The 6,752-nt window shown below is 74.0% G+C and carries 5 protein-coding genes and 1 pseudogene; 2 read left to right on the forward strand and 4 right to left on the reverse strand.

Features of this window, described 5'->3' with window-relative positions; genetic code table 11:
- Positions 1 to 6 precede the first annotated feature (6 nt).
- Together E1264_RS07285 and E1264_RS07290 are read left to right on the forward strand one after the other, a co-directional pair.
- Positions 7 to 1,083, forward strand: coding sequence for an enolase C-terminal domain-like protein (locus tag E1264_RS07285; protein WP_132170885.1), 1,077 nt, complete (start codon positions 7 to 9; stop codon positions 1,081 to 1,083).
- Complete coding sequence (locus tag E1264_RS07290; RefSeq protein WP_243710807.1) at positions 1,080 to 1,670, forward strand: AAA family ATPase; 591 nt, start codon at positions 1,080 to 1,082, stop codon at positions 1,668 to 1,670. The genes E1264_RS07285 and E1264_RS07290 overlap by 4 nt, the downstream gene beginning before the upstream one ends.
- 4 nt (positions 1,671 to 1,674) lie before the next feature.
- Here the strand turns inward: E1264_RS07290 and E1264_RS07295 are convergent, their stop codons facing one another.
- The 4 genes and pseudogenes from E1264_RS07295 to E1264_RS07310 form a co-directional block, all read right to left on the reverse strand.
- Positions 1,675 to 2,829: an acyl-CoA dehydrogenase gene (locus E1264_RS07295; RefSeq protein ID WP_132170887.1), complete on the reverse strand. Its 1,155-nt coding sequence runs from the start codon at positions 2,827 to 2,829 to the stop codon at positions 1,675 to 1,677.
- Positions 2,826 to 4,832: a biotin carboxylase N-terminal domain-containing protein gene (locus tag E1264_RS07300; protein ID WP_132170889.1), complete on the reverse strand. Its 2,007-nt coding sequence runs from the start codon at positions 4,830 to 4,832 to the stop codon at positions 2,826 to 2,828. The genes E1264_RS07295 and E1264_RS07300 overlap by 4 nt, the downstream gene beginning before the upstream one ends.
- A gap of 7 nt (positions 4,833 to 4,839) precedes the next feature.
- Positions 4,840 to 6,378 (reverse strand): carboxyl transferase domain-containing protein, encoded by a 1,539-nt coding sequence (locus E1264_RS07305; protein ID WP_132170899.1) that lies wholly within the window; start codon positions 6,376 to 6,378, stop codon positions 4,840 to 4,842.
- A 56-nt stretch (positions 6,379 to 6,434) separates the two neighbouring features.
- Positions 6,435 to 6,752: pseudogene (locus E1264_RS07310) on the reverse strand (exopolyphosphatase); the annotation flags it as partial.

The raw sequence follows: 6,752 nt of genomic DNA on the forward strand, positions 1-6,752 counted from the left end.
GTGCGGGTGCCCCAGATCCATGGCTGCGACGCCTACCACGTGGTGATGCCGCGCGGACGGCGGCCGGAGAGCGTCCTCGTCCGCCTGACCGGCGGCGACGCGGTCGGGTGGGGCGAGATGGCCGTCCCCGCCGGCCCTCGGGCGCCCGCCGGGCCGGGCGACGGCGGCGGCGCCTGGGCCGACATCGAGGAGCGCATGGGCCCCGCCCTCATCGGGCTCGACTGGGAGCGGCCGGAGGACGTGTCCGCCGCGGCCGACCTCGGCGCCCGCGAGGCGGCCGCCGCCATCAACACCGCCTGCTGGGACCTGTGGTGCCGGACGCGGGGCCTGCCGCTCGCGCACGCGCTCAGCGGCACCCGCACGTCCATCGTGACCGGCGCGCGGATCTCGCCGGAGGCGAACCTGGACACGATCGCGGGCCGCGTCAACCAGGCCGTGGGAGCGGGCCACACCCGCGTCACGCTGGACATCCGTCCCGGCTGGGACATCGAGCCCGTCCGGGCGATCCGGCAGGCGTACCCGACGCTCGCGCTCGTCGCCGACGCGGGCCACGCCTACACCGAGTCGCCCGAGCACCTGGCCGTCCTGGAGGCGCTCGACTCCTACGGCGTCGTGGTGATCGAGCGCCCGTTCCCCGGCGGCGACCTCGCCGCGCACGCCCGGCTCCAGCTGCGCGTCGGCAGCGCCGTCGCGCCCGCCGTCGGCGATCTGGAGACCCTCGACGCGGCGCTGTCGCTGGACGCGGGCCGCGCGCTGCACCTGCGCCTCGACCGGCTCGGCGGGCTGACCGCGGCCCGCAGCGCCCACGACCTGGCGTACGCGGCCGGGTGGGACGTGTGGTGCAGCGGCTCGGGCGCGTTCGGCATCGGCCAGGCCGCGGCGGTCGCGCTGGCGTCGCTGCCGGGCTGCACGCTGCCGAGCGACGTGTCCGACCCGGCGGGCGGGCCGGTGTTCGTGACGCCGCCGGTGCGCTCGTCCGGCGGCGTCGTCGGCGTGCCGCTCACCCAGCCGGGCCTCGGCCACGAGATCGACGAGGAGCGCATCGAGCGGCTGGCGACCCGCCGGATGCGCCTGTCGGCGTGACGCCCGGCGCGGCCGCGGACGTGCCGCCCGCCCCGGTGTGGGTGGTGGCGGGGCCGCCTGGCTGCGGGAAGACGACCGTGGCGGGGCTGCTGCTGGCGCGGCTGCGTCCCGTCCCCGCGCTGCTGGACAAGGACACCCTCTACGGGCCGTTCGTCGAGGCGGTCCTCGCGGCGGCCGGGCGTGATCCGGGCGAGCGCGAGGGCCCCTGGTACGACGAGCACGTCAAGCGGCAGGAGTACGCGGGGATGACGGCGGCGGCCCGGGAGATCCGCGCGCACGGGTGCCCGGTGCTGCTGAGCGGCCCGTTCACCGGCCAGATCCGCTCGCCGTCCCGTTGGGCGGAGTGGACCCGCGCCCTCGGCGGCCCGCCCGTGCGCCTCGTGTGGATCAGGACGGACGCCGCGACGCTCCGCCACCGGCTGGAGCGGCGCGGCTCGCCCCGCGACACGGGCAAGCTGGCCGCGTTCGGCGCGTTCACGGAGCGGATGCGCCCGGACGAGCCGCCGCCCGTCCCGCACACCGCCGTCGACAACCGCCTGGCCGCCGCCCGGCCACTGGCCGCCCAGCTGGACGACCTGCTCCCCTGACCCGCTAGTACGACTTGGGAAGCCCCAGGGAGTGCTGCGCGACGAAGTTGAGGATCATCTCGCGGCTGACCGGCGCGATCCGCATCAGCCGGACGACGCCCGCCAGCATGCCGACGCCGTACTCGGTGGTGAGCCCGTTGCCGCCGTGGGTCTGGATGGCCTGGTCGACGCAGTGGACCGCCGCCTCCGCGGTGGCGTACTTCGCCATGTTCGCGGCCTCGCCCGCGCCCGCGTCGTCGCCCGCGTCGTAGAGCCAGGCGGCCTTCTGCGCCATCAGCCGCGCCAGCTCCAGCTCGATCTTGGCGGCGGCGAGCGGGTGCGCGAGGCCCTGGTGCGCGCCGATCGGCGTCTTGAAGACCTGCCGGTCGTTGGCGTAGGCGACGGCCTTGCCTAGGGCGAGGCGGCCGATCCCGGCGCCCATGGCGGCGGCCATGATCCGCTCGGGGTTGAGTCCGGCGAACAGCTGCAGGAGCCCGCCGTCCTCGTCGCCGACGAGCGCGTCGTAGGGCAGCCGGACGTCGTCGAGGTGGCAGATGAACTGCTTCTCCGGCGACACGATCTCCATGGCGATCGGCGTCCAGGTGAAGCCGGGCGCGTCGGTGGGGACGATGAACAGCGACGGCCTCAGGTTCCCCTTCTGGTCGTGCGAGCGGGCGACGAACAGGACGGCGTCCGCCTCGTCCACCCCGGAGATGAACGTCTTCTGGCCGGTCAGGACCCATCCGTCGCCGTCGCGGCGGGCGGTGGTCGTGATGCGGTGGGAGTTGGATCCGGCGTCGGGCTCGGTGATCGCGAACGCCATGGTGACGGAGCCGTCCGCGAACCGCGGCAGCCATTCCTTCTTCTGGTCGGCGGTGCCGGAGCGCGCGATGATCGTGGCGCAGATCGCCGGGGACACGACCATGAGCAGCAGCGGGCAGCCCGCGGCGGCCAGCTCCTCGCACACGGCGGCGAGGTCGCCGATGCCGCCGCCTCCGCCGCCGTACTCCTCGGGGACGTTCACGCCGAGGTAGCCGAGCCGCCCGGCCTCGGCCCACAGCTCCTTGGTCTTCTCCCCCGCCTTGGCCTTCTCCACGTAGTAGGAGGGGCCGTACTCGGCGCCCAGCTCGGCGACGGCCGCCCGCAGCGCCCGCCGCTCCTCGCTCTCGACGAAGCTCATTCCGCGTTCCCTTCGGTTTCGGCCTGGGCGTCCGCCACGGCGGCGGCCTCGATGACGGCGAGGACGGCGCCGGATTCGACCTGCTGCCCCGCCCGGACGTTGAGTTCCGCGACCGTCCCGGCGGACGGGGCGGCGATGCGGTGCTCCATCTTCATGGCCTCCAGGACGACGAGGGTCTGCCCGTCCGCGACGTCCGCGCCGGGTTCGGTCTCGACGCGGACGACCGTCCCGGGCATGGGGGCGAGGAGGGAGCCGGGGGCGATCCGGCCGCCCGGATCGGCGAAGCGCGGGACGGGCCGGAGCGCCACCGCGCCGAGGCGGGAGTCGACGTGCACCGCGTCCTCGGCGAGGCTCACGGCGAACGTCTCGCGCAGGCCGTCATGCTCCAGAACGACCCGCTCCGGCGCCGCGCTCACCAGCGACGTGCCGGGGCACAGCTCGGAGACGAGCCCGTCCCTGTGCAGGTAGTAGTCGACGACGACCTGCCCTGACGGGCCCTCGAACGTCCTGCGCTGGGGCTGCGACCGGACGTTGCGCCAGCCGGACGGCAGCCCGCCCAGCACCCCGGCCGACGACCGGTTCACCTCGGCCCGCGCGAGCGCGGCGGCCAGCGCGGACAGCCGGACGGCGGCCTCCCCGGCGAGCGGCGCGGCGAGCCGATCCAGCCCGACGCGGTCGAGGTAGCCGGTGTCGGTGTCGCCGTCCAGGAAGCCGGGTTCCTCCAGGATCCGGACGAGCAGGTCGCGGTTGGTCGTCAGGCCGTGGACGCGGGCGCCGCGCAGCCCGGCCGCCAGCCGCCGCGCCGCGGCACCCCGGGTCGGCGCCCACGCGATCAGCTTGGCGAGCATCGGGTCGTAGTGGACCCCGACCTCGCCGCCGCTCTCCACACCGCTGTCGAGCCGCAGCCCCGGCCCCGGGGCGGCGGGGACGGCGAACTCGACGTCCACGCCCGGCACCTCGAAGGTGTGCAGGACCCCGCTCGCCGGACGCCAGCCGTGCGCCGGGTCCTCGGCGTACAGGCGGACCTCGATGGCGTGGCCGCGCGGCTCCGGCGCGTCCGCGGCGGGCAGCCGGGCGCCTTCGGCGATCTCGATCTGCAGCCGGACGACGTCCACCCCGTACACGCACTCGGTGACCGGATGCTCGACCTGGAGGCGCGTGTTGACCTCCAGGAAGAAGAACCGGCCGTCGCGCGCGAGCAGGAACTCGACCGTCCCGGCGCCGACGTACCCGATCGCGCGGGCCGCGTTCGCCGCCGCGCCGCACAGCTCGGCGCGCAGGCCCGGCCCGACCGCCGGGGACGGCGCCTCCTCGACGATCTTCTGGTGGCGGCGCTGGATCGAGCATTCGCGCTCGCCGAGCGTCCAGACCGTCCCGTGCGCGTCGGCGAGGATCTGCACCTCGATGTGCCGGGCGCCCTCCAGCAGCGGCTCGCAGAACACGGTCGGGTCGCCGAACGCCGACTCCGCCTCGCGGCGCGCCCCGGCGACGGCCTCGTCCAACTCGCCGGGCGCCCGGACGATCCGCATCCCGCGCCCGCCGCCGCCCGCGGACGCCTTCACCAGCAGCGGGAAGTCGGCGCCGCCCGCCTCGGCCGGGGCGAGCTCCGGCAGCACGGGGACGTCCGCGGCGGCCATCAGCTTCTTCGCCTCGATCTTGGAGCCCATCGCGGCGATCGCCTCCGGCGGCGGGCCGATCCAGGTCAGGCCCGCGTCGGCGACCGCCCGCGCGAAGTCCGCGTTCTCCGACAGGAACCCGTAGCCCGGGTGGACGGCGTCGGCCCCGGCGCTCTTCGCCACGGCCAGGAGCCGCCCGGCCGACAGGTACGTCTCCGCCGGGGACGCGCCGGGGAGCCGCCCGGCCACGTCCGCCTCCCGGACGTGCGGCGCGCCCGCGTCCGGGTCGGAGTGGACGGCGACCGTCCCGATGCCGAGGTCCCGGCAGGCCCGCAGCACGCGGCGCGCGATCTCGCCCCGGTTCGCGACCAGCACTCTTTTGATCATCTATCGCTCACATCCGGAAGACGCCGAAGCCGTCGGCGCCGCGCACGGGCGCGTTGTGGACGACCGACAGGCACAGCCCGAGGACCGTGCGGGTGTCGCGCGGGTCGATGACGCCGTCGTCGTAGAGCCGCCCGGACAGGAAGAACGGCAGCGACTCGGCCTCGATCTGCGTCTCGACCATCTCCCGCATGGCGCGGTCCTGCTCGTCGTCGTAGGCCTGCCCGCGCGCTTCGGCGGCCTGCCGCGCCACGATCGACAGGACGCCCGCGAGCTGCTGCGGCCCCATCACCGCCGACTTCGCGGACGGCCACGTGAACAGGAACCGGGGGTCGTAGGCCCGGCCGCACATGCCGTAGTTGCCCGCCCCGTACGAGGCGCCCATCACGATCGAGAGGTGCGGGACGGTGCTGTTGGCCACCGCGTTGATCATCAGCGCGCCGTGCTTGATGATCCCGGCCTGCTCGTACTCCTTGCCGACCATGTATCCGGTGGTGTTGTGCAGGAACAGCAGCGGCGTGTCGCTCTGGTTGGCGAGCTGGATGAACTGCGCCGCCTTCTGCGCCTCCGCGCTGAACAGGACGCCCTGCGCGTTGGCCAGGACCCCGATCGGGTAGCCGTGGACGCGCGTCCAGCCGGTGACGAGGCTCGTCCCGTAGAGGGGCTTGAACTCCTCGAACCGCGACCCGTCCGCGATCCGGGCGATGACCTCGCGCGGGTCGAACGGCACCTTCAGGTCTTCGGGGACGATCCCGGCGAGCTCCTCGGCGTCGTACAGCGGCTCCTCCACCGGGCCGGGGCCGGGCGGCGGGCCGAGCTTGCGGTGGTTGAGGTTCTTGACGATCTGCCGTCCGAGGCGGAGCGCGTCGGCCTCGTCCTCGGCCATGTAGTCGGCGAGCCCGGACGTCCGCGCGTGCATGTCCGCGCCGCCGAGTTCCTCGTCGCCGGCCTCCTCCCCGGTCGCCATCTTCACCAGCGGCGGCCCGCCGAGGAACACTTTCGCGCGCTCCTTGACCATGACGACGTAGTCGCACATTCCCGGGATGTACGCACCGCCCGCCGTGGAATTGCCGAACACGAGCGCGATCGTCGGGATCCCGGCCGCCGACAGCCGCGTCAGGTCGCGGAACATCCGCCCGCCCGGAATGAATATCTCTTTCTGGGTCGGCAGATCGGCGCCGCCCGACTCCACGAGGTTGAGGACGGGCAACCGGTTCTCCAGCGCGATGTCGGACGCCCGGAAGCTCTTCTTCACCGTCCACGGGTTGCTCGACCCGCCCCGCACGGTCGGATCGTTCGCCACGATCATGCATTCGACGCCCTCGACCACGCCGATCCCGGTGACGACGCTGGCGCCGACGGGAAAGTCGCTGCCCCACGCGGCGAGCGGGCTCAGCTCCAGGAACGGCGAGTCGGGGTCGAGCAGCAGCTCGATCCGCTCGCGCGCCAACATCTTCCCCCGCTTACGATGCCGCGCGACGTATTTCTCGCCTCCTCCATCCAGCGCCTTCGCGTGCTCGGCATCGAGGGCCGCCAGCTTTTCCAGCATGGCGCGGCGCCGTTCCCGGTATTCCGGTCCGCGCGTGTCAAGGGCGCTCTTCAGCGTCAAAGGACGGCCTCCGGAATGTCGACGAGCCGTGACCGCAGCCACTCCCCCAATGCCTTCCCCTGCGGATCGAACCGCGTCGAGGCGGAAACGCCCTCTTGCAGCAGCCCTTCGACGACGAAATTCACCGCACGAAGATTGGGCAGCACGTACCGCCGGACGACATGCCCACGGGTTTCGGGCAGAAGCTCCTTGAGCCGCTCGACGGTGAGGAAGGGTTCCAGCCAGCGCCACTGCTCGCCGGTCCAGGCCCACACGCCGATATTGGCGTCCCCGCCCTTGTCGCCGCTCCGCGCCCCGGCCACGCGCCCTAGCGG

The organism is Actinomadura sp. KC216 (assembly GCF_004348535.1).
GTDB lineage: Bacteria > Actinomycetota > Actinomycetes > Streptosporangiales > Streptosporangiaceae > Spirillospora.

Bases quoted from the DNA above. Each gene is read 5' to 3' on its own strand.
- E1264_RS07295 (WP_132170887.1), bottom strand. From the start codon at position 2,829: ATGAGCTTCGTCGAGAGCGAGGAGCGGCGGGCGCTGCGGGCGGCCGTC.
- E1264_RS07305 (WP_132170899.1), bottom strand. From the start codon at position 6,378: ATGCTGGAAAAGCTGGCGGCCCTCGATGCCGAGCACGCGAAGGCGCTG.
- E1264_RS07300 (WP_132170889.1), bottom strand. From the start codon at position 4,832: ATGATCAAAAGAGTGCTGGTCGCGAACCGGGGCGAGATCGCGCGCCGC.